Annotated in this window: 18 protein-coding genes; 13 read left to right on the forward strand and 5 right to left on the reverse strand. The window is 40.3% G+C overall.

Annotation, left to right across the window (positions count from 1 at the left end):
- Window positions 1–10 precede the first annotated feature (10 nt).
- From FA047_RS03535 to FA047_RS03575, 9 genes are read left to right on the forward strand one after another with little or no spacing between them, the layout of a single operon-like run.
- Complete coding sequence (locus FA047_RS03535; RefSeq protein ID WP_136834592.1) at window positions 11–1,228, forward strand: fasciclin domain-containing protein; 1,218 nt, start codon at window positions 11–13, stop codon at window positions 1,226–1,228.
- A 29-nt stretch (window positions 1,229–1,257) separates the two neighbouring features.
- Window positions 1,258–2,379: a DUF5007 domain-containing protein gene (locus tag FA047_RS03540; protein WP_136834593.1), complete on the forward strand. Its 1,122-nt coding sequence runs from the start codon at window positions 1,258–1,260 to the stop codon at window positions 2,377–2,379.
- 25 nt (window positions 2,380–2,404) lie between these two features.
- A complete protein-coding gene (locus FA047_RS03545; RefSeq protein WP_225872619.1) occupies window positions 2,405–5,566 on the forward strand; it encodes a SusC/RagA family TonB-linked outer membrane protein in 3,162 nt (1,053 codons plus the stop codon).
- A 24-nt stretch (window positions 5,567–5,590) separates the two neighbouring features.
- Window positions 5,591–7,210, forward strand: a complete 1,620-nt coding sequence (locus FA047_RS03550; protein ID WP_136834594.1) for a RagB/SusD family nutrient uptake outer membrane protein — start codon at window positions 5,591–5,593, stop codon at window positions 7,208–7,210.
- Window positions 7,211–7,225: 15 nt separating this feature from the next.
- Window positions 7,226–8,002 (forward strand): fasciclin domain-containing protein, encoded by a 777-nt coding sequence (locus FA047_RS03555; RefSeq protein ID WP_136834595.1) that lies wholly within the window; start codon window positions 7,226–7,228, stop codon window positions 8,000–8,002.
- 28 nt (window positions 8,003–8,030) lie between these two features.
- On the forward strand, window positions 8,031–9,638 hold the full coding sequence (locus tag FA047_RS03560; protein WP_136834596.1) for a DUF5008 domain-containing protein: 1,608 nt from the start codon (window positions 8,031–8,033) through the stop codon (window positions 9,636–9,638).
- Window positions 9,639–9,669: 31 nt separating this feature from the next.
- Complete coding sequence (locus tag FA047_RS03565) at window positions 9,670–11,475, forward strand: DUF4983 domain-containing protein (RefSeq protein WP_169304306.1); 1,806 nt, start codon at window positions 9,670–9,672, stop codon at window positions 11,473–11,475.
- Between the two features lie 10 nt (window positions 11,476–11,485).
- Complete coding sequence (locus FA047_RS03570; RefSeq protein WP_169304307.1) at window positions 11,486–12,937, forward strand: carbohydrate-binding protein; 1,452 nt, start codon at window positions 11,486–11,488, stop codon at window positions 12,935–12,937.
- Between the two features lie 45 nt (window positions 12,938–12,982).
- On the forward strand, window positions 12,983–14,023 hold the full coding sequence (locus tag FA047_RS03575) for a PKD domain-containing protein (RefSeq protein ID WP_136834599.1): 1,041 nt from the start codon (window positions 12,983–12,985) through the stop codon (window positions 14,021–14,023).
- A 4-nt stretch (window positions 14,024–14,027) separates the two neighbouring features.
- Here FA047_RS03575 and FA047_RS20610 read toward each other — a convergent pair whose 3' ends face one another.
- The 3 genes from FA047_RS20610 to FA047_RS03590 all read right to left on the reverse strand — a co-directional run bounded on the left by FA047_RS20610 (window position 14,028) and on the right by FA047_RS03590 (window position 15,872).
- Window positions 14,028–14,213 carry a cupin domain-containing protein gene (locus tag FA047_RS20610; RefSeq protein WP_205943229.1) on the reverse strand — a complete coding sequence of 62 codons (186 nt, stop codon included), beginning with the start codon at window positions 14,211–14,213 and terminating at the stop codon, window positions 14,028–14,030.
- A gap of 91 nt (window positions 14,214–14,304) precedes the next feature.
- Window positions 14,305–14,934 carry an alpha/beta hydrolase gene (locus tag FA047_RS03585; protein WP_136834600.1) on the reverse strand — a complete coding sequence of 210 codons (630 nt, stop codon included), beginning with the start codon at window positions 14,932–14,934 and terminating at the stop codon, window positions 14,305–14,307.
- Between the two features lie 2 nt (window positions 14,935–14,936).
- Entirely contained in the window at window positions 14,937–15,872 is a 936-nt protein-coding gene (locus FA047_RS03590; RefSeq protein WP_136834601.1) for a ring-cleaving dioxygenase, read from the reverse strand.
- Between the two features lie 173 nt (window positions 15,873–16,045).
- On the opposite strand from FA047_RS03590, the gene FA047_RS03595 reads away from it, so the two are divergent.
- From FA047_RS03595 to FA047_RS03605, 3 genes are all read left to right on the forward strand, one after another.
- A complete protein-coding gene (locus tag FA047_RS03595; protein WP_136834602.1) occupies window positions 16,046–16,648 on the forward strand; it encodes a sterol desaturase family protein in 603 nt (200 codons plus the stop codon).
- Window positions 16,649–16,786: 138 nt separating this feature from the next.
- Window positions 16,787–18,619 carry a beta-N-acetylhexosaminidase gene (locus FA047_RS03600; protein ID WP_136834603.1) on the forward strand — a complete coding sequence of 611 codons (1,833 nt, stop codon included), beginning with the start codon at window positions 16,787–16,789 and terminating at the stop codon, window positions 18,617–18,619.
- Window positions 18,619–20,811 carry an alpha-galactosidase gene (locus tag FA047_RS03605; protein ID WP_136834604.1) on the forward strand — a complete coding sequence of 731 codons (2,193 nt, stop codon included), beginning with the start codon at window positions 18,619–18,621 and terminating at the stop codon, window positions 20,809–20,811. Before FA047_RS03600 ends, FA047_RS03605 begins: the two co-directional genes overlap by 1 nt.
- Window positions 20,812–20,928: 117 nt before the next feature.
- On the opposite strand, the gene FA047_RS03610 is transcribed toward FA047_RS03605, so the two are convergent.
- Window positions 20,929–21,237, reverse strand: a complete 309-nt coding sequence (locus tag FA047_RS03610) for a GNAT family N-acetyltransferase (RefSeq protein WP_136834605.1) — start codon at window positions 21,235–21,237, stop codon at window positions 20,929–20,931.
- An 87-nt stretch (window positions 21,238–21,324) separates the two neighbouring features.
- Window positions 21,325–21,447, reverse strand: a complete 123-nt coding sequence (locus tag FA047_RS20970) for a hypothetical protein (RefSeq protein ID WP_262709965.1) — start codon at window positions 21,445–21,447, stop codon at window positions 21,325–21,327.
- Between the two features lie 119 nt (window positions 21,448–21,566).
- Here FA047_RS20970 and FA047_RS03615 point away from each other — a divergent pair, with 119 nt between their 5' ends.
- Complete coding sequence (locus FA047_RS03615; protein ID WP_225872620.1) at window positions 21,567–22,223, forward strand: TetR/AcrR family transcriptional regulator; 657 nt, start codon at window positions 21,567–21,569, stop codon at window positions 22,221–22,223.
- Window positions 22,224–22,411: the final 188 nt, after the last annotated feature.

Here is a 22,411-nt window from a genome sequence, read left to right on the forward strand (position 1 = left end):
ATAGATAGAAATGAAAAAATCAACTTTTTTTAGTAAATGTTTGCTGGTGCTTGCATTTGCTGCACTCACATTTCAGATAGGATGTAAGCGCGAAGAAGGCTTTTATGATACTTCCGATATTGTTAATCAAACAGATTTAAATACTTATGAATATTTGAAAAGCAAACCCGGGGTTTATGATTCTTTGCTGTTTTTGATCGATAAGTTAAACATGCAAAATATACTGAAGCAGGAAGAGGTGACGCTGTTTGCGCCATCAAACACGAGCTTTCAGATTGCAATTAAAAATTTAAATGATGTACGCAAAGCACAAGGAAAGCCGGCAATTTATTTGAATGACATTGCGGAGGGCGTTAAGCCAGGGATGACTAATAAAGAGAAGCCTAAAGCGATTGCAGACAGTTCGCATTTAGATACGATGGTGTCGAGATACATCATCAAAAAATTATTTGTAGCAAATGATTTTGCGATAGGTGACGGACAAACGATTTACAGTGTAAGGGGAGATTACCCTATGCATGGTTTGCGCACTTTCGCTGATGCTCAGGGATGGCAAAACGGTGGCTCTGCTATTATTGAATTTGCCAATACCAAACGCAGTATTTTTGTGCCAAACTGGTCTAAAACCACGACAACTTCGGTAAATATAAAAACGAAAAATGGGATTGTACACCTGTTGAGGCCAGATCATGTATTCGGTTTTGATGAATTTGTGAACCGGCTTACCTTAATCCCGCCGCCACCGAACTTGTTTACTTATCCTACTGGTGGAACCTGGTTTATAAAATGGGATGATGTAAATACTGTTGACGGAAGTATTAGTCCGGGCGAGAAGTTCATTAAGGTACTGGACAATAACTTTCAGACCAAAATGCTCAATACTTTTAGCCCTACCAATAAAATCTATATGAACTGGATACCGAGTGAGCCCAAAGTAGCCAATTCATACACCATTACTTCTGCAAATGACAGTAAGACTTATCTGGATAGAGATCCAAAGGCATGGAGGCTGGAAGCAACGAACGATCCTGTGACTGTAACTCAAACCTGGGTACAGCTTGACATCCGTCAGGATCAGAAGTTTACCACAAACTATCAGCAGAAAATCTTTGATTTTGTAAATACAGTTCCCTACAAACAATACCGTTTGGTCTTCTTACAAAATAATGGAGGTAATACAATTCAAATATCTGAGTGGACAATGAATTTAAGGGAAATATTTAACTAACCGCTAAGACAGATTTAAATAGTAATATTATGCAAGACGCAACAAAATATAAAGTTTTAATATTGTTAACTGCAGTGATCTCCTTTACGGGGTGCAGGAAAGTATTTGACCTTCCGGAAGAAGTAGATTACCTGAGTACAAAAGCAGATTACAATACAAAGATTTTTACACCAAGATTGGGAAGGACATCTGTAACTGTAAACGCATTTAATCCGGATGCATCCAGTTTTCCTATGACCTTCACCATTCAGAATGCAAGATTTGGTGATGGAAGGGATGCAAGTGATATGATGGCTGTAAAGCCGACATTGATCTGGGCTTCTGAATATACTGGTCAGGAAAAAACCCTGGCGGAAATAGAAAACAAGAGAAGGATCGAAAACAGACCTATGGTTGAACTGCGTGGATCTGGCGACCTGATCATGTGGTACACGGCAACCAGGGATCTCATTAAACCAAGTGATTCTGTGACATATCCTCAGGACATCCGCTACTTCGATGTGAAGATCTCGAATTCAGGTGGTTCCAGGGTGATTAAGAATTTGCAGATCATTCCCCGTATAGATGTTCCTTATGAGCCAAGTGATGATTACAACACGATAAATGGTAAGCCCAATACCACTACGCCAGGTGGTAAAGTAAGGGTGTTTAATTACCCCTCTATCAGCGGGATAAAAGGAGCTACCACGAATGTTGCCATGAATGATCCTAAGAACCCAACCACTGGCCGTGTTTATTTATACATCAGGAAATTCTCTAATGATGCTAATGGTCATAGGTTGAGATTTAAATTTTTGAACAAAGACTCTGTTGCGATGAACCCTTTGCTTTTCAACGAAACCAAATGGCTTGAGCAGGTGCACGGATTTAATGAGGCAGGTACAGAATTGGGTTATAAGATGACTACTGAATATGTAGAATACAATGTAGCCTATCCAATACCATTAGCAAGGATACCAACAAGGTTTACCGCTGGGGGGGCTACAGGTTCGGGAGACATGGCACATGTAGAATTTACCTTCTCCAGAGTTGGTTTTGGTGGGGTTAGAGAGTTCGGAAAGCTTTCTAAAGACTTTAAAATTTATGAAAAGGGTGATTGGGAAATAGTATTCCACTTCAAAGACATCAACCCTAAGTTTGATAACGACTAGAATCCTAATGATTAAAATTAATACGATGAGAAAACACATTATTTTGCTATCAATTTTTTTCAGCTGCATGTTTTTATGCGAGGATTTGATGGCGCAAGCTAAGAAGATAACACTAACGGGTACCGTCCTTGATGCAGATACTAAGCTACCAATGGTAGGTGCTACAGTAGCTTCGGGTACGCCGAGGAGGGTAGTTGTGGTAGACAGTAAAGGGAAATACAGTATAGTGGTAGACGAGGGTGCAACAGTTATATTTACCTATGTTAGTTACGAGTCAAAATCAGTTAAGCTTTCTCCCGGACAGATTTTATTGAACGTAAATCTGCAGGAAGAAAAAAACAACATGAAAGAGGTTGTGGTACGTGGTTACGTAAAAAGGACCCGCGACCAGACAACAGGCTCATCTGCGTTGGTTTCCCGGAAGGAAATTCAGGATGTACCGGTTGGCAACGTAGAACAGCTCTTACAGGGAAAAGTAGCCGGATTGAACATCCAGAACAATACAGGTGCTCCTGGTATGCGTGGTACTGTAAATATCCGTGGTCTTTCTACGATTGCGACTACCGGATCAGGAGATGACGCTTTCTTACAGCCAACTTCACCGTTGTATGTAATTGACGGGGTGCCAATGGATGCAGATAAAGCATCAGAATTTGGGTTTGACCAACAAGGTCCTGGAGTAAGTCCGCTGTCTCTGATTCCTCAGGAAGATATTGCGAGCATCGAGATCCTCAAAGATGCTACAGCAACAGCTTTGTATGGTTCAAGAGGTGCGTATGGTGTGATTTTAATCCAGACCGTAAGGGGGCAATCTGAAATCCCAAGGGTAATTTATACTTCTAATTACTTCGTGTCTACCGTACCTAAACTACGTGAAACTTACGGAGGTACATATGAACGTGATTTTAAGCTTGACCAGATTTTACGTTATGGATTAACCGATGACATCTACAAGATAACAAATACGCCATTTTTGGCAGATAGTTTAAGTGCTTTTTACAATAACTCTACTGACTGGCAGGATATTTTTTACTCTAACAGGTTTAACATGACCCATAACGTTTCTCTGGATGGAGGCGATGCTAAGTTCAACTACAAAACGAATTTAAACTACTTCTCTCAGGATGGTATCGTTGAAAATACCGGTTTTGAAAGATACAGTTTGAATATGAATATGGAGTTCAAACCTTCACCAAAGCTTAGCTTTTTCGGATCTATCAGGAGTTCTATCGGTAGTGTAAAATCCGGTAGTGGTAGCGGTGTGTTACAGAGAGTAGTGGATGACAGTGGTCAGAGGTCTTCTTTATTACCCGGCCCATCATTCTTATTGGCTACCAGTGATGTTTTAACTACACTTCAGATCAGGGAGAGTGCGGGACCTAAAAATATAACCGCAAATATGACTGCGAATTATGAATTGTTACCCGGCTTAAACATAGGAACCTCAGGTAACTATGACTATACGATAGAATCCAAAGATACCTTTTTGCCAGCTGCGGCAAACTCACAGTTCGCACGAGTATACAATTACTACAGTTACGGTTCTACTTTATACAACCGTAACAACGTGTCCTATACAAAGTCGGTTAACAATAGCCACAACTTCTTTGTAAACTTATTCTCTGAGATCTACATCAAAAAGAATCAGGAGAATATTACTCAGATTGAAAGGTCTCCAAATGATCAGTTTGAAGGACCTCTGGGCTACGATGGTTACAACTCAAAAGGTGGCGGTGTACTGACCAGCTTCAGGGATTTGAAACAGGCTTCACTGGCAGCTGCCTTTACCTATGACTATAAAAAGAAATATATTCTGGATGTTACTTACAGGATAGATGGTTCTTCGGCAAGTGGCCAATTGGATCCATATTCAAAGAACCCATCTATCGGTCTGCGCTGGAACTTTGCTAAAGAAGATTTCCTGAAAGGTACTGCTGACTGGTTGTCTTATGGTTCATTCAGGCTGACAGCGGGACAGAATATCTTTCCTCAGGGTAACCTGGTTGACATCTATGGAAGATATAATCCTTACGGGTTTTACAACAATGCTGCCCGTGTAGGGATTGACTATGGTCAGATTCCCAATCCATTGTTAAAGGCCAAAAAAGTATTGATGTACAACTTAGGTGTTGATGCAGGCTTCTGGGATGGTAAACTGGATGTCGTTTTTGAGACTTACTTCAAAAAAGTTGACAATGAACTATTCGACAACAGATTGTCAAATACCTTAGGTTTTGGTATCTATAAAAGTAATGGCGCGGCGCTGGCGAATTATGGATATGAGCTTTCCCTGTCCAGCAGACCTTTGTCAAAAAACAGTGCTTTTCAATGGACATTCTCCATTAACGGAGCCTTAAACTATGACGTATTGACAAGACTGCCGGAAGAATATAACGGTCAGTACATCGATTTCGTAGATCAGGATGGTATTGGTCAGTATATTGCTAAAAGAGTCGGCAGAAACTCATTGTCTAACTACCTGTTTATTAATCAGGGTGTTTATGGTTCTACAACTAATGTACCTGTAGATCCGGTGACCGGATTAAGAATGAGAAATGGAAGCTCAGGAAGCTACCTCAACTCTTACGAAGGCGGAGATGCGATCATCTGGGATGCAAATGGTGACTATGTAATAGATAACAGAGACAGACAGGTGACAGGTAATACCCAGCCATTGATTACCGGTGGTATTACTAATACATTTCAGTACAAAGATTTCTCTTTAAACTTTTATGCATCTTATACAGCAGTACGTTCTATCCTGAACAATGCATTGTCTAAGCGATTGCTGTTATTGGGTGATCCTTTTGGAACCAAGACTGTGCCTCCGGCAGGAAGTTTAGATATCTGGACCGGACCTGGCGATACTGATGCGACTTATGCGAATGCATACGATTATGAGCATGGACGTTACATGGGCAATTTCAGATACGAGCAATCCTTATGGCAGGAGAGTGGCAGCTATCTGAAAATAAATCAGGCTACCCTTGCCTATACCTTTAAGAAAAAGCTGGCGAAAAGAGTAGGTGTAAATGGAATAAGAACATATATCTCATCAGCGAACTTAGTTACATTCTCTCCTTATTCAGGACCAAACCCGGAGAGTGTAACCAGTTTAGGTAAAGATTTATCAAGTGGTTATCCAAATCCACGTACATATACCCTAGGTTTTAACGTAACATTTTAATTGAAGTCACAAAATAAATAAGACATGAAAAAGATTACTATTTGCTTATTAATTGTGTTAAGTGCTTCACAATTTAGCTGTAAGAAATTCCTGGACATCACGCCAATTGATAAGCTGACAGGAAATAACTTTTACCGCAGTGCAGATGATATGGAAAGCAATATCACTGATATGTACGGAAGGTTATTTGATAAATATACCAGAACCTCCTTTGCCGGTGCTACCGGTGAGTTCCGGTCGGGTGAAGCCATACCCGCAGTACAGGGTGGCGAGCTTAGAAGAGGGCTCGGTCGTCTTGGCGGGCATACCAGACAAACTCCTGATCCGAGAGGTAATACTGATAAACAAGTGATTCCCGAGACCACGATAGACGATAGATTATTACTGGAGGCAGTACAAACAGGACGTTCCTGGTCTGATTATAATTTTGGAGACCTCACCGTATGGAATGAATATTACCAGGTAATTCAGGCGGCCAACCTGTTGATCAGTAAAATTGAAGAAGGAATTCCTGCGTTGACGGCAGAACAGTCTAAACGCTATATTGCTGAAGGAAAGTTTATCAGGTCATTCTGTTATTTTCAAATGGTTCGTCTTTACGGAGATGTGGTTTATTACACCACTGCCTACCAGAAAGACCCGCTGCCAAGGGAAAATATGGTGTCTGTAGTCAATAAATGTATCGCTGACCTGAAAACAGCGAAACCTGATATTATATGGACAATGAATGACCCATCTCTACGTGGGGTTAGAGCTTCCAGAGGAGCAATAGTAGGTTTGCTGATGAATCTTAATATGTGGAATGCAGGTTTTGATCCGGCTAATAAAACTAAATACTACGAGGAAACAGCTGCGTTGGGTGATGAACTGATTAAGAGTAATGCTTTTCGCCTGCTTCCTATTACAGAATGGGCTACTGTAGCCAAAGGCCGTTCTGAAGAAAGTCTGTTCGAATTGTTCAGAACGCTTAATTATAACGATTCTGATAATCCTTTTGCACAAGCAAACCCATTTTCTCCGTTTGCAGATGTGTTCATTCACTTCCCTTATAAACAACCGGAATATACGCACCGTTACAGCAACGCTGTATTTACTGAGTTGTACATGAAAAAACTATATCCTGACGAAGGAGATGGTCGGTTGAACTACTGGTTTGTTTCGCCCTTCGATCAGAATGCAGAAACATTCCAATTGAAGAAATTTGCTTACAATACATTTGTTGATGCCAGTAATCCAGGCTTGGATATCAATCCAGACAACACTTACCTAATTATGCGCTACGCAGATGCGATATTACTTCGCGCCGAAGCCCTTGCAGAATTGGGTACTCAGGACGAAGAAGCAATCAAGATGCTGAACCTGGTAAGAGACCGTGGACGGGCAACACTTTATCCCAACGCTGTTGGCGATACAGATCTAAAAGATGCCATATTCTGGGAACGTGCTAAAGAATTGATGGGAGAAGGTACGCATTACTTCGATCTGGTACGGACAAAAAAGGTGCTGAATAAAACGTATACAGATAATCCGCTGACCTACGATAAGTTTAACAGGGGGGGATGGACATGGCCAATCAATCCATCAGCTTTAAATAACAATCCATATATGTCATTGAATGAGTATTGGATAGGCACCGGACTTTAATAAATTGATAAGCACATGAAAAATATTATAAAAAAATACATTATACCTGTCACAGCATGCTCTGTTTTGCTGATGTGTACCATATCTTCCTGTTCAAAAGATGAATATTATCAGGATGGGGGTAAAGCAGATCCGGTTTATAACGGGACAGTAATGCAGTATCTGCAATCCAATGCAAAGTTTGATACTATAGCCCAGATTATCAAACTGGCGGGAATGGAAGATGCTTTTAATAATGAAGAGATTACCTTTTTTGCACCAACGGATGAAGTGATCAGACGTACAATTGGCCTGGTAAATTCGAACCAGCCAAATGTAAGTAACCGGTTGAATCAGCAGCTGTTCAATGCCAATAAAGACACGATAAAAGTCCTGTCTGATATCCCCGGAGATATCTGGAAAAAACACCTGATGAAATATATATTCAAAGGTAAGCTCAGGCTAAAAGATTATCCTCAGCTTGATTTTAACCTGAGGGCACTCTATCCGGGAGGTTATTATTTCAGCTATAACAGTGACCTTTCCAATATAGGTGTTGTTTATAATTCTTCAAATAATGTAAAATATACCGGTTACAGACAGCTCAGCATCGCTAATCTTCCTGATCAGTCTAACCCTCAGGTTTATTATACGGCGGCTGTAGCGTCTTCGGATGTACTGCCTAAAAATGGAGTCGTACACATACTTGCAGTATATACCGGAAATGCTATAGGAGAGCTTTTCCCGGATGAAGGTGCGAACAGGTTTGGCCTGGGATACGAGTTTGGCCAGGATGTTCTTTTAAACAGATAAGGATTGATAACAGAAAAATAGAAGTATTATGAAATTTAAATATACCGCATTATTTATCGTCATCGCTGGGATGCTTTTAAGTAGCTGTAAAGACGATAAGACTGTGTTTGAAAATCCTTACGACGGCGGAAAAGCACCACTGGGGATCATCACAAATGCACAGCAGATACCTGTTCCAGCAGCTGGATATGCAGGTACCGAGGTGACTATTACCGCGACAGGGCTGGTACAACATAAGGGTAGCCTGAAATTTATGTTTAACGGGCAGGAAGCTGAAATAGTTGACGTTACTGAGACGGGGATCAAAGTGAAAGTTCCGGGTAAAGCAAGTTCAGGAGTAACATCCTTTGTTGTGAACGGACAACTGGTTTTTGGTCCTGTGTTTACTGTATTGGGTAAAGTAACGATAGACCCGACCTATGTGGCTATAAATGGGACTAACGGTCCAGTAAACAGGGCATTTGTACTGCCTGATAATAACATCATTTTATTAGGTGGTTTTACAAATTACAATAATCATGGTGCTGTAAGAGAGCTCAGAAGAATTGTGAGGACATTCCCTAACGGAACCTGGGACAGGTCATATTTATCAGGCACCGCATCAAATGGTACTTTATCAAGTATGGCGACTCTAAATGGATGGAGTTACATTGCAGGAGGATTTAGTGGTTATGCTCAGCGCGGAGACATCAGCAATATTACGAGAATCTCAGCAGGTGGAGTTATTGATACCATGCAGGTTACGACCTATACTTTAAAAACAAAGAACGTCCCTAGATTCAATGGAGGTGTTGCCGGATACATTCGTAGTCTGTATAGCTTTGGAGGCAAGCTGGTAGCCACAGGAGATTTTACTTATTATGTAAAACGCAGGTATAACATTAACTCCTATAAATATCAGGATAGTACGGCTATAGATAGCTCTGAAGTTAGACAGCTGGTAAGATTTCACGAGACCGGAGAGCTTGATTCTACATGGCGATATGACCTGAATGCAATTGGATATAAGGGCAAGAAAGGAAAGAGCTGGGCAGGTGGAAACGGAAGGTTATTTTCATTGATGCACGATGATGGTAAGTTATTGTGTTATGGACAGTTTAACAGATTTGATGATGTTGCAGCGGGATATATCGTTAGGTTAAATCCTAATGGAACAATTGATCCTACTTTTACCCCAGGCACCGGAGCGAATGATTATATCGATCATGTAAGCTATAGTCCTGAGTTGAATAAATACATTGCTGTAGGCAGATTCAGAAGCTTTAATGGAAAGGAAAGCAGAAACGTGGTATTGCTGAATTACGATGGTACTGTAGATCAGACATTCGCACCTAAGGCTTTCGTTGGTGGCGCCCCGTATTTTGTGAAATTGCTTAAAGATGGACTGGCAGTTGTAGGTGGTGATTTTAAATCATACGACGGTGTGGTAAGAAATGGATTCCTGATTCTTGATAAAACAGGAAACCTTGCGGAAGGGTATAATACGACAGGTAACGTGGTAGGTTCTCAGGCCAAGTTTAACGATATTTTTGAGACAACTTCAGCAGATGGAAAACGTGCACTGTTAATCATGGGGCAGTTTAACGTCTTTGATAATAAACCAATTAACAATATCATCAGAGTAGTATTAGAGTAGGGGTATGAAAACTAAATATAAATTGAAAAGTATGAAAACATTTAAAACCAGGTTCATGGGGGCTTCACTTTTCGTATTGGCTCTGTTAAGCGCATGTGACAGCGACTTTAATAAAGTCATTCCGGAATCTCCTGATCTTAATTCAGACATAAAATATAAAAAACCAAAAGTGCTTTACATCATTGCTGATGGCGCTAGAGGTACATCCGTAAGAGATGCTGATATCCCAGTGCTTAAGTCGTTAATTGCCAAGTCTGTATACAGCTGGAATTCATTGGCAGATTTAAATGGTACCGATGCTACTAACTGGACAGATATGATGACAGGTGTGAAGAAGGAAAAGCACCAGGTTTTGACTGAGGACTTTGCGGGTAATAAACTGGCAGATTATCCTGTGGTATTGCAACGTATAAAATCGATCAATCCTAACATCAGGATAGCTTCATTTGCTTCGTCAAGTGTTTTTAAAGATAAGTTGACAACCGGTGCGGATGTGTCAGAGTCATTTAATAATAATGATGAGGCTGTTAAAGTTCGTATGGTCGATTTTCTGAAATCGGATACTGCCTCATTTGTGATCGGACAATTTTCAGGAATTAATTTAGCGGGTAGAGCTTCGGACTATGATAACTCTTTTGCAGCGTACAAAACAGCTATAAAGGACTTTGATACCCGGGTTGGTGAGATCATCAATACTGTGAAAGCCAGGCCAACTTATAAAGAAGAAAACTGGCTGATTATTATCACTTCAAATAAAGGCGGACAATTTGCGTTGCCTCCGGCACAAGATGACAAAACAATATTCAGCAACATGAATGTGAATACTTTCACGATGATCTACAGTGAATCAATCAAACAGACTTTCATCGCCAAACCTTTCCTTGGAAATTCTTTTTTAGCCAGTTCAGTTACATTTTTAGGTGATCCTGAAAAGACAGTTGGTTTAGTGAGTCCGGCATTATCTTCGAATTTTAATTTTGGTGATACCACAAGTTTTACGATTTCAGTTAAAATTAAAAAAGGGAAAAACCCAACCAACGTTTCAAGAGGAGATTATTATTATGAGTGGCCTTCTGTATTGGGTAAGAAAGCGACAAGCGGCTGGGGAGATGGTCAGGGGCCTGGCTGGGAGTTTAGTTTGCTTCAGAACCGCTGGAGGTTCTTTATCTCGGGTGGTACAGATTTTAGAAATGGATATGAAATCAATGGGATGGAATTCAGTGGAGATACATGGCATGATCTGACTGCAGTTGTGGAGCGCAAACCAGACGGTAAAAAATATGTAAGAATCTATACTGATGGCGTTTTGGGAGTTACGAATAATGTGGGGGTAACCGGTGTAGGTGGCTCAGTCGCAACACCTGCTGCGAAAGAAGTCGAATTGCCGGGCAAGCCGAATTTCGACAATAACACACAACTGAGGGTAGGGTATACAGGTGGAGAGATCAATGGTTCATTTGGCAAGATCAATGTGGAACTTGCGGAGTTTAAGATTTGGAAAGCAGCGCTTCCTGACGCAGTAGTTAAACAGTATGCCTGTGATCCGTCTATGGATGTAAGTCACCCTTACTATGCGAATTTATTAGGATACTGGCCTATGAATGAGGGAGCCGGAACGAAACTGGCAGATAAAGGTCCTTTTGTAGCAGATTTTACAATTCAGGGTACCTATAAATGGAATGTGAACACACCGAGTCTATTGTGTTCACCTAACAACACAAATCTATCAAATCTGGTTCCTAAAAATGCAGATCTCCCTGCTCAGATATTAAGCTGGTTTAATATAGCGCGTCAGGACAAATGGGCTTTAGATGGTAAAGTTTGGATAACAAATTAAAATGAGAATCATGAAAAAGATATTTATTCAATTGCAGCTGGTGTTTATAGGCTTGACTGCAATATTAATTTCATCATGTAAACGTGAGTCCCTGGATAATGTCCTTTCAAAGGAAACTTATCCCGGTGTGACTGTTGCAATGACTACTAAAACGGAGATAGGTACGGGGAGCTCATTTACATTAAACGGGCTGGAGCTGAAAGTTCCGGTTACCATTAATTTTTCTTCTGAAACAACAAGGGCATTTACAATTCAGTTGCAATCTAAAACAGATACTATTGCCCAGCTAATTACAGCTGGACAGTTACCAGTAGGAACTGTTCCTCTTGCTGAGGGAGTATTTACTTTACCGCCGGTAGTGAATGTTCCCATTGGTGTTAAGAGCTTTACCTTTGAAGTTGCTGTCAGCAGATCATTTTTAGAGATTCAATACGGTAAAAAAATTGCTCTTGTAGTAAAGATTGAAAATCCATCGAAAGGAAATAGCATCGAGACAGGAAAAAATGCAGCTATTCTGGTGATGAATACCAATCAGCTTATAGACGAGGCATCTGTTCACACCATTTATTTCGGTACAGGAAATATGATCTTTAATGTCCCGTCCGCCAATAACTTCTCTAAAGGCTCGGAAGATATTACCATCAGCGTGCCAATTCAGTTACAGGGAGAGCCCGGTGCGGAATTTACTGTTGATGCTGTGACGTCGCCTGATAGTGTTACCAAATATATCAACAATGGTACATTACCAAATTCAGTATTGTATCCTGCATCAAATTTTTCAGTAATCAACAGTAAAGTTAGGTTTGAGCCAAACAGCAGTAAAGCGACTCTGACAATAACCACTAAGATTCTCAAACTAATTACAATCATCAATAAGATGCCTACTATTGCGTTTGCTTTAAAGAGTCCAAGCAAGTTCCAGGTTGCGCCCAAACTACATACAGTTTATTTGGTTATTGACCAGGGTGCGTTCCGGTCTTATTATGACGCGCCATTCCTGATTAAAGGAGCTATTAATGCGGTTTCTGATCCTATATACGCAGCTTATTATGATTTCGGTGGTGAGGGTGTCGCTTATCATGATGACAATGGGAAATCTGGTGATGGAAATTGGAGAATTCCGGATATGGTAGATGTATCGGGTGATTATAATCCAAGAACGGCTATCGGATGGACTGCCGCCAATGAGTGGGTTACTTATACGGTATATGTAGAAGAATCAGGTACCTATCAAATGGACATGTATTTTGGTGCCAGCAATAGTAATGGAAGATATAGTGTGTTCATGGATAATGTTGACATCAATGGAGGTATAAAAACTTCTCAGAATACGGGAGCACACAATAATCAGAAATCACATCTGTCTACGGTTACCCTGACTAAGGGCAGACATGTATTTAAGGTGTTTTTTAATGGAGGTGATCCGGATTACCGTGGTACAATCTTTACAAGAAAAAGTTAAATTGTTTATACAAGCATAATCAGGTGGAATTATAAAATTATAGCCATGAAAAAATTATTCAAACCATTAATGTTGCTGTTGTTTGCGGGGGCTATTGCCTCCTGCTCAAAAAGCGACAAAGGATTCGCAGAAGTAGAGCCCGTAATCATAAATCCTCTGGTTAATTACGAAATTATTAAAGGAGATGATCCGTTTTCCTTTGAGTTTAAAAACCTTTCAACCAAGTATTCCAGACTGGAATGGAGATTTGGAGACGATACCTTGTCTACCGAGGTATCGCCTAAACATGTGTATTTGAGAACCGGTAAATTCCAGGTAGATTTAAAAGCATTCTCTGAGACTGGAGCAGTGACCCGGAAAATGGTTGATATTAACATTGATCCGGACAGTGTGCTTCAGGTTGTAGCTGCAAAGACAGGGGTGCTAAATCAGGTTAAATTTGCATTGCAAACAAAAGCGCAAATTGCTTCTGTACTTTGGACTTTTAAAGATTCATCACCAGCTACGACGTCTACGGGCTTAACTCCCATAAAGAATTTAACGCCGGGTGCTTTTGTTAATTTCACTGTTAAAGTGACGACCACAAAAGGATCGGTTGTACTACTAGATAAATTTGTTACTGCGGAGGGTGTAGCAGACAACATTACACGGAAGGGAATTTATAGTGCTCCAAGAGACAATACCAACGCAAATGAAAATGCTGCCAAGTTTATTGATAATGATGTGAATACTAAATTCTTAATTGGAGATCTTCCTGTTGTCGTTAATTTTGCTTACGAATTCCCACAAACCATTAAATTATATGCTGTTGGTCAGGCAAATGATGCTCATGAACGTGATCCTATGGTATGGAAATTTGAAGGTTCGAATAACCAGCAGAACTGGGAAGTTGTGAGTTCAGTAACCAGAACACAAAGTTTCAAAGAAGAAATGGAAGCTCAGGGAAAAACAGGAGATGCAAGGTATAAAAACCTCTTCTATTATCCGATTGCAAACCCTAAACCTTTCCTTTATTACAGATGGACAGTCACTGCATTAAAAAGTGGCACTACTTTCCAGGCATCTGAATTGAGAGTTTACAGATAATAATCTAAATAAATGCTTTAAGGCGGGCCAGAGGTCCGCCTTTTTTATTTCCCAAGTGCCTGGTAGATCTCTGTAAATAACAAACCCCTGCCGCCGCCATAGGCTCCCCAAATCCTCTTCCACCATTTACCCAATCGTCGTTGTGCACCCTTAACGCGCCAAATTGTATTCTTTCCGGATCATAATGCATTCCGAAACTAAACGTATGAAAACTTTTAAGCCAGCCCTGATCTGCTTTGGCACGTGTATCTGCTTTATGTAATATTGTCTTTGCAATTGGATTATATATTTTTAAAAATAAGTGATTTTGCCAGTTCTATTTCCTTTGGACTGATGGTATGCACCCTTCCTGCATATATTTTAGTTGTGACATCAGCATTCAGTTTTTTCATAATGGTTTCAGTCAGTTCTACTCTTCTAACAGGAACATGTGGGTCAGGATCACCAGTCGTGATTAATACGGGAGTCTTCGCAAAGTCACCTTTGTAATTTTTCATGTTAATCTCTCTACCTATTAATCCTCCGGTAAATGCGGCTACGCCACCGTAGCGGCCAGCATTTCGTGTTACGTATTCCAGCGTGAGACATGCGCCTTGTGAAAATCCGCAAAAAAAGATTCTATCCAAAGGAATGCCTGATGCTACAATCTGGTCAACCAGTGTTTTCAGGACAGTGAGCGCTGAATCCAAGGCCGGCTGGTTTTGCTCAACAGGTGCGATAAAACTAAATGGGTACCAGCTATTATTTATAGCCTGAGGTGCAAATATTGCGGCATATTTGATGTCCAGATGCCTGCTCAAAGAGATGATATCTTCGGCAGAAGAACCCCGGCCATGTAGAAATATAACAGCGCTTTTCGCTTCGTTTAACGGAATCCCTGCTGTTAAAATATTGTTTTCGTGTATATACATGTCTAATTTATTTTAGGCAAAATTCCTTCAATCTCATTCCTTCTGCTTTCATACTGTACAGGTAGTTTAAGATTTGTCCCTAACTCCTCAAGGGTTTCATCAACTGTAAAGCCCGGGGTATCGGTAGCAATTTCAAACAATACGCCTCCCGGTTCGCGGAAATACAAAGAGTAAAAGTAATTGCGGTCTATTTTCTCAGTAATATTAAGACCTAAGGCAACAATTTTATCTCTGAAGTACATCAGTGTGGCTTCATCTTTCACCCTGAAGGCAACATGGTGTACCGAGCCACCGGCCACATGTCCTGCTGTTTCACCTGGTGCCTCCACAAGGTCTACTATTGCCGCGTAATCTACAGCATCTGTAATAAATCTATGGCGGTTTACTTCGCTTTTATTCAATTGGTAACCAAATATATTGGTTAAAATGTCAGCAGTGCCGTCCATTTTATTGGTAGTAATGGTGATGTGGTGAAACCCATATACCGCATTGTCTTTACCGATCTCTTCTGTCGTCCACTGGAGGCGTTCGTCTGTACCGGTGACTTCAGTCAATTCAAATTTCAACCCGTCAGGATCTAGGAAAGTAAGGTAACGTTCACCGAATTTTACAGCAGGTTTATTATAGATTACATTGTTTTGTTCCAATCTGTTTTGCCAGAATTCCAGACTTCCTGCTGGTACGCTGTACCCAATTTCGGTAGCTTGTCTTGTTCCTCTTCTTCCGGCTGTAATTCCTTCCCATGGAAAAAAGGTTAATATAGTGCCCGGAGTGCCATTCTCGTTGCCATAATAAAAATGATAAGTATGCGGATCATCAAAGTTTACGGTTTTTTTGATCAACCTTAAGCCCAGTATTCTTGTATAAAAATCGTAGTTCCTTTTTGCATTTCCTGCAATTGCGGTAATGTGATGAATACCTGAAATTTTCTGTTCCATAATGATGTGTTTAAATTAACGATACAAATTTACCGCTACGATTTCTCTTAAATCTTAACATATAATAAGAAATGATTTGATCAGATTTTGGTAAATACTGACGGCACTATATTAGAAATATTAGAAAAGCCGTATTTTAGATTCGTCATTTAAAAGCATCAAAAGTAATAGTGATGAAGAAGAATTTTGTATCCAATTCCAAAGAGTCTGTAAGAATGTTCAAAAGCCCATTGTTTGAGGGCTTGTCAAAAGTTCCATTTTTTGTACCCCTGATTGTATACGTTCCTGTTGTAGGATATTTCTGCTGGAGATCTGTTGCGTTTAATGGTCTTATACCGTTCATCGGCTATCTTTTGCTCGGACTGTTTGTCTGGACACTAACAGAATACATTCTCCATAGGTTCATTTTTCATTTTTATCCATCATCAGAATCAGGTAAAAGAATTCATTTCATTTTTCATGGTGTACACCATGATTATCCGAATGATGCACAGCGATTGGTAATGCCACCCTCTGCAAGTATACCACTTGCCCTTGCATTTTTCTTTTTATTCAAATGGCTGCTTTCGGCCGCTATGCTTGATGGTTTTTTTACAGGATTTATACTGGGATACCTGTTTTATGATATGACCCATTATATGCTGCACCATGCACAATTTAAAAATGCTTTCTGGAAGAAACTTAAGCAACAGCACATGTTGCACCACTATGATGATTCTACCAAAAAGTATGGAGTTACTTCTGATATCTGGGATAAAGTTTTTCGTACCAGATAAATACTAAATTAGCTTATTGTTAATATTTTACGCAAAGGTTTGCGTGAATGGCTTTGTTGATTTTACAAAATAAAAATCATAAATAGCGTGAGTTTACAAAACTAAACACACATAATTTAAACAAATACCCAAACACAAATGAACCGATTGCTAATTATTTCCCTGTTGCTATGCTGTGCATTAAGATTATCTGCACAAACTAAACCCGCTATAATTCCATTGCCAGCAAAAATGGAAGAAAGAAAGGGCACCTTTATTATTGATAAGAATGTTTACGTTAGCTACCCGACAGCGGCCTTAAAAGGCCTGGCTGGTTTTGCTCAGTCGGCCCTGAAGGAAACTACAGGAATTGCACCGGGTCTGAGGATAGGTATGTGGACGCAAAAAGGCGCTAAGACCATCAGCTTAATTATAGATCCAAAAGTAACTGCTGCAGAAGGTTATACTTTAGAGGTTACTACAAATAAGATCAGCATAAAAGCGCGTACCGAGAATGGATTGTTTTATGGAATCCAAACACTGGTGCAGTTGGTGCCAGTTAAAGGAGATAAAAAACTGTCTTGTGTTTACATAGAAGATGAACCACGGTTTAGCTGGAGAGGTATGCTTTTTGACAGCTGCCGACACATTTTCTCTGTTGACTTTATTAAAAAGTTCATTGATCAGCTGGCTAAACATAAACTCAATAAACTTCACTGGCACCTGACAGAAGATCAGGGCTGGAGAATAGAAATTAAAAAATATCCGAGATTGCAGGAAGTTGCTGCTTACAGAAACGGAACGCAGATTGGCCCCGACAGGAAAAAAGATGTAGATAGCATTAGATATGGTGGTTATTATACCCAGGAACAAATAAAAGAGGTCGTTGCCTATGCTACATCAAGATATGTAGAGGTAATTCCAGAAATAGAAATGCCGGGTCACTCTGTTGCAGCGATTACAGCTTATCCTTACCTGGCTTGCGGAGACGTAAGTTTCGAGAATGGAAAGCCCTTCGAAGTAAGGAAGGTATGGGGCGTTTCAAAAGATCTTTATTGCGCCGGAAATGATTCTGTATTTACCTTTTTACAAGATGTTTTAAATGAAGTTATGCCTTTGTTCCCGTCTCAATACATACATATTGGCGGAGATGAAGCCCCTCATGATGCCTGGCATAAATGTCCGAAATGTCAGGATAGAATGAAAAAAGAAGGACTGAAAGATGAAGCGGCCTTGCAAAGCTGGTTCATTCAGCGCATGGAGAAATTCATCAACAGCAAAGGTAAAAAAATAATAGGCTGGGAAGAGATTATGCAGGGAGGTCTGGCAGATAATGCCACAGTACATTCATGGTTGGGTGTGCAAAGCGGACTGAAAGCGGCTAAAAGTGGCCATGATGCCATCATGTCGCCATACTCACATATGTATTTTGACGGTTATCAGGCAGATCCTAAAATAGAACCGATGGCAATTGGCTATTGGGTTCCTTTGGATAGTGCATATGCCTTTGAACCTGTGCATCCGGCACTAACCGAGACAGAAGCGAAACATATTTTGGGTGCCCAGGCAAACCTCTGGACTGAGTTTATCGGAACTGAAGATTATTTTCAGTATATGGTTTTTCCGCGTATCTCGGCCCTATCTGAAGTAGACTGGACTCCCAAATCGCTTAAAAATTTTGCCGACTTTAAAACCAGATTAAATACGCAATATCAACGGTATGACAAACAGGGAATAAAGTTTCGCATTCCTGTACCTGAATCTGTAACTGCTGCGGGAACTGATGCTCAGGTTAAGCTCACACTTAACGATCCGACGAAAGCCGGAGTGATCAGATATAGTCTGGACGGGTCTGATGTGACCGCGACTTCCGCAGTTTACAAACAGCCGTTGGATGTCAAAGAAGGTGCTACAGTACGCTATGCATTGTTTTACAATGACAGAAAAAGCTCTACAGATTATTTTCCAAAGCCAGCTAAAAAGAAGAAATAATGAAAGGCCTGGTATTAAGTGGTTTATTATTGCTTTCTTGTGGCGCCTATGCTCAGGTATCTGCAGGTAAGCATGCTCCAAAGAAAGCCCAGCCCCAGATCAAGCAAGACTGGCTGTTGAAATCTTCTGCATATGAGGCGGAATGGATACAATATACAGATAAACAGGAATTTTCCCTGGACAATGGATTGGTGAGGAGGACGTTTAAACTTCAGCCTAATCTTGCCTGTATAGACTATGTAAACCTGAGCAACGGACAGCAATTGCTTCGGTCTATAAAACCCGAAGCAAGGATCAATATCAATGGTAAGGACTATAATGTTGGCGGATTGAAAGGGCAGAAGGAAAATGCTTACCTGCGGATGCAGTGGCTGGATCAGCTGACTGCCGATAAGAATGATTTTCATCTGCGTGGATTTAAGGTGGAGGACATTGTTCCCCAGCTCAAATGGAAAAGTAAATTCTGGGCAAGCAATCATGAACAGCCAAAGGGGATAAAAGCATCCTTCAATTTTATATCAGATGTTCCTGAACTGGAGGGAATAGAGGTTATTGTAAATTATGAGTTATACAGTGGTTTACCTTTAATTGTGAAATCATTGAGCATTACTAACAATGGATCGAAATCCTTCAAATTAGGAAGGGTAACGAATGAAGTGTTGGGCATGGTTGAGGAGCAAAGTGCTGTTGTAGGTAGTCCGGAGCAAATGGCTAAGCCACAGGGAATTTATTTCGAAACCAACTACGCCTTTAACAATGCGATGAGGTATGACTTAAGTGACCAGACCACACATTGGAAAGTCGACTCTACTTATACTTCACAGGTAAATTACGATTATCAGACTCCCTGTCTGCTGGAAATTTATCCCAATCAAGCGCCAAACATAACCCTTGAAAAAGGAAGAATATTTAACTCTGTGCGTACCTATGAATTGTTGATAGATAGTTATGACAGAGAAAGAAGAGGGTTGGCTATACGGAAAATGTACAATACGATTGCTCCATGGACCACAGCAAATCCTATCTTCATGCACCTGGTGAGCAAAAACGATGAACAGGTGCGCACCGCAATAGATCAATGCGCTGCAACAGGCTATGAAGCTCTAATCCTGAGCTTTGGAAGTCATTGTAAGGTGGAAGATACATCGGCTGCGAATATTAAAAAATGGAAGGACCTGGCAGATTATGCGCACAGCAAAAAAGTCTTTATCGGTAGTTATTCTTTGTTCAGCTCAAGAAGGATAAGCGATGAGGATGATGTGATTGATCCCAAAACAGGGAAACCAGGAGGTGCATTTTTTGGTGGCCACGCACCGTGTTTTGGTAGTAAATGGGGATTGGGTTATAGAGATAAGATAAAAACATTTTACAGGCAGACTGGGTTCGATATATGGGAAAATGATGGACCCTATCCTGGAGATGTATGCGCTTCTACGACGCATCCGGGACACCAGGGACTGGAAGATTCGCAATGGATGCAAATGGAGATTCAAAAAGAATTATACCATTGGCTTAATGAAAAAGGCATTTACATCAATGCGCCGGACTGGTATTTTTTAGATGGCACCCACAAAATTGCAATAGGATACAGAGAAGTGAATTTCTCATTGCCACGGGAAAATCAGATGATCCTGAACAGGCAGAATATATTTGATGGGACCTGGGAAAAAACGGCTTCCATGAGCTGGGGATTTGTTCCGCTTACAGCTTATCAGGGCGGTGGCCCCGAAGCTGTGTTAGAACCTTTAGAAGATCACCTGAAGGATTATGAACAGCTGATGATGCAATACTACGGCGCAGGCGTACAGGCGTGTTACCGTGGTCCGAGACTATATGATACTGACGAAACTAAAAACATGGTCATTAAGGTTGTGAATTGGTATAAAAAATACCGGAGCATATTGAATTCTGAAATTATTCATTTAAGGAGAGCTGATGGAAGAGATTGGGATGGGATAATGCATGTAAACCCGTCACTGAAAACAAAAGGTCTCGTTATGCTTTACAATCCGTTAAAAGAAACGATCAAAAGAACCATAAAGATTCCGCTGTATTATACCGGATTAACCACTGTCGCTACTTTGAAAGAAAAGGAAGGTGTAGCTAAAAAATATACGCTCAACAGGCAATATGAAGTAGAGTACACTTGTGTTTTGAAGCCAGATAGCTATACATGGATACAAATAGAATAATTCGAAATGAAAGACCTGTAAAATTAGAAGATCCTTTGTGATCACCCTGTTGCATTAAACGACTGGGGCACTCATTTGAGTGCCCTTTGTCATTTAATCTATTAAGAAGATTGACCGTTAAAAAGGAGTGATACTTTCATCCAAGACCCTGTTCCATTCGGTGTGTCTTTTCATATAAGCAACTACAAAAGGACATAAAGGAATAAGTTGGTATCCGTTTTCTTCAATGTACGCAAGTGTTTTTTCTATTATTGCAGTGGCTGCTCCCTTACCCTGGAGCTCAGTAGGAGATTCGGTATGGATCAGCCACAGCTTTTTTCCGTGTTCCTTATATTCTATCAGTGCTGTATGGCCATCTATTTCTAATTCGAACTGGCTTTTTGATTCATTTTTCACCAATGGTAATCCAAGATATTCTGCATTCATATTGAAGGGATTTAATCACTGAATCAAACTTAAATAAATTATCACAGATAAAGTAGATCACCATTGCATTCTGAAAAGGAAGACTGGTTATTTTTTTGTCTTCACTTTTTTTGCATCCTTTGCAGACGTCGCATTTTCTGGTTCGGCACCTTTGGGTTTTTTCTGATCATTTATTTCCGCCTTGGTGGTTGTTGTTTTAGGACTTTTCATAAGCGTAGTATTTATTGTTTTTATTACTAACAATCAGAAACCTTATTTAGTTCGGATAATTGGTGGTCTGCCTGATTAAATTTCAAAGCATTGCATATTATTTTTACAAACGGTAATAAGTGAATGAATATTCATTTATAGTTGCAACTATATTAAATGGTATGCGTGTAAGAGATTTAAACAAGGTTGAATTGGTAAAGCAGAAGGCTATTGAGTTGCTGGTTAGCGATGGCTTTGAAGGATTCACCATGAATAAGCTGGCCAAAGCCTGTAAGCTTTCCGTAGCTACGCTGTACATCTACTATGAGGATAAGGATGATTTGATTCTGAAAATTGGCATTGAAGAGGTGCAGAGGATGGTGGCGATAATGCTTGAAGACTTTGATCCAGAACTTCCTTTTGCTGAGGGGCTTAGACAACAATGGAAAAATAGAGCCAAGTGTATGATTGAGAATCCTTTGTCTGCACAAATGATAGAACAATTGCGTAATTCAACTTACCAGGATAAAATGTTCGAGAATTTTAAGAAGATCTTTGGTCTCCCACTCGGAAAGTTCATGCAAAATGCTGTTGACCGCGGGGAGATTAACGCCATACCTCTTGAAGTTTATTGGTGCGTCGCTTTCGCGCCTTTGTATAGCCTGATCAGATTTCACAATGACGGACAGAGTCTTGCGGGCTCAGCTTTTGTCCTCACCGACAAGATGATCTGGGATACCTTTGAACTAGTACTTAAAGCATTAAAAAAAATAAACCAATATGGAAATGGGCTTTAAAAATATTTTACTTTTTAAGACAGACATCCGGACAATCGAAGATAAACAGCTTATTGCAAAAGTAATGGACGATAATAAAATAGATCAATGGACCGTGGACCAGCAAGATATTGACTGTGTACTCAGGATAGTCTCTGATAAACTTAAACTTACTGACATCATTCAATTGGTGAGTCGAAACGGGTACC

Source organism: Pedobacter frigoris, from assembly GCF_005116445.1.
Classification (GTDB): domain Bacteria; phylum Bacteroidota; class Bacteroidia; order Sphingobacteriales; family Sphingobacteriaceae; genus Pedobacter; species Pedobacter frigoris.

What these genes read in the sequence shown, in the direction of transcription:
- FA047_RS03540 (WP_136834593.1), top strand. Translation starts at nt 1,258, where the DNA reads ATGCAAGACGCAACAAAATATAAAGTTTTAATATTGTTAACTGCAGTG.
- FA047_RS03605 (WP_136834604.1), top strand. Translation starts at nt 18,619, where the DNA reads ATGAAAGGCCTGGTATTAAGTGGTTTATTATTGCTTTCTTGTGGCGCC.
- FA047_RS03565 (WP_169304306.1), top strand. Translation starts at nt 9,670, where the DNA reads ATGAAAACATTTAAAACCAGGTTCATGGGGGCTTCACTTTTCGTATTG.
- FA047_RS03545 (WP_225872619.1), top strand. Translation starts at nt 2,405, where the DNA reads ATGAGAAAACACATTATTTTGCTATCAATTTTTTTCAGCTGCATGTTT.
- FA047_RS03555 (WP_136834595.1), top strand. Translation starts at nt 7,226, where the DNA reads ATGAAAAATATTATAAAAAAATACATTATACCTGTCACAGCATGCTCT.
- FA047_RS03585 (WP_136834600.1), bottom strand. Translation starts at nt 14,934, where the DNA reads ATGTATATACACGAAAACAATATTTTAACAGCAGGGATTCCGTTAAAC.
- FA047_RS03575 (WP_136834599.1), top strand. Translation starts at nt 12,983, where the DNA reads ATGAAAAAATTATTCAAACCATTAATGTTGCTGTTGTTTGCGGGGGCT.
- FA047_RS20970 (WP_262709965.1), bottom strand. Translation starts at nt 21,447, where the DNA reads ATGAAAAGTCCTAAAACAACAACCACCAAGGCGGAAATAAATGATCAG.
- FA047_RS03560 (WP_136834596.1), top strand. Translation starts at nt 8,031, where the DNA reads ATGAAATTTAAATATACCGCATTATTTATCGTCATCGCTGGGATGCTT.
- FA047_RS03600 (WP_136834603.1), top strand. Translation starts at nt 16,787, where the DNA reads ATGAACCGATTGCTAATTATTTCCCTGTTGCTATGCTGTGCATTAAGA.
- FA047_RS03550 (WP_136834594.1), top strand. Translation starts at nt 5,591, where the DNA reads ATGAAAAAGATTACTATTTGCTTATTAATTGTGTTAAGTGCTTCACAA.
- FA047_RS03570 (WP_169304307.1), top strand. Translation starts at nt 11,486, where the DNA reads ATGAAAAAGATATTTATTCAATTGCAGCTGGTGTTTATAGGCTTGACT.
- FA047_RS03595 (WP_136834602.1), top strand. Translation starts at nt 16,046, where the DNA reads ATGAAGAAGAATTTTGTATCCAATTCCAAAGAGTCTGTAAGAATGTTC.
- FA047_RS03535 (WP_136834592.1), top strand. Translation starts at nt 11, where the DNA reads ATGAAAAAATCAACTTTTTTTAGTAAATGTTTGCTGGTGCTTGCATTT.
- FA047_RS03610 (WP_136834605.1), bottom strand. Translation starts at nt 21,237, where the DNA reads ATGAATGCAGAATATCTTGGATTACCATTGGTGAAAAATGAATCAAAA.
- FA047_RS03590 (WP_136834601.1), bottom strand. Translation starts at nt 15,872, where the DNA reads ATGGAACAGAAAATTTCAGGTATTCATCACATTACCGCAATTGCAGGA.
- FA047_RS20610 (WP_205943229.1), bottom strand. Translation starts at nt 14,213, where the DNA reads ATGCATTATGATCCGGAAAGAATACAATTTGGCGCGTTAAGGGTGCAC.